A 540-nucleotide genomic window follows, 5' to 3' on the forward strand; every position below is an offset into this window, starting at 1 on the left:
TGCCGGACAGCGCCGGGCCCGGGCGGGCCGCCCGTCCCGGGGCGCCGGCGGGGTCGGGGCGGCCGGCGAATTCGGCGATCAGGCGGCGGGTGACGCTCCGTTCGATCAGGCCGTCGCCGTCGGCGACCACCCGGATGGCCGCGAGGATGTCCACCAGGGCCATGTCCTTGACCAGGAACCCGGCGGCGCCCGCGCGCAGCGCGCCGTACACGTTCTCGTCGTCGTCGAACGTGGTCGGCACCAGGACCCGGGTGGCCGGGCACTCGGCGGTGATGATCCGGGTGGCCTCGATGCCGTCCATGTCGGGCATCCGGATGTCCATCACCCTCATGTCCGGGCGCAGTTGGGCGGCCGGTTCGACGGCGCGCGTGCCGGTGCCGGCCTCGCCGACCACCTCCAGGTCGGGCAGGCCGGCGATGACCATGGCCAGGCCGGCGCGGATCGGCTCCTGGTCGTCAACGAGGACGACGCGGGTGCTCACGCGGGCAACCTCGCCGCGACGCGGAAGCCGCCCTCGGGCCGCGCCCCGGCGCCGAACCG

Annotated in this window: 1 protein-coding gene; it reads right to left on the bottom strand. The window is 75.9% G+C overall.

What is annotated here, in order from left to right; all coding sequences use genetic code 11:
- A partial coding sequence (locus tag GT354_RS08615; RefSeq protein ID WP_161355666.1) for a response regulator transcription factor occupies positions 1-481 on the bottom strand: 481 nt, incomplete at its 3' end.
- Positions 482-540: the final 59 nt, after the last annotated feature.

It is taken from the genome of Streptomyces sp. SID3343 (assembly GCF_009865215.1).
In the GTDB taxonomy this organism is placed as follows: Bacteria; Actinomycetota; Actinomycetes; order Streptomycetales; family Streptomycetaceae; genus Embleya.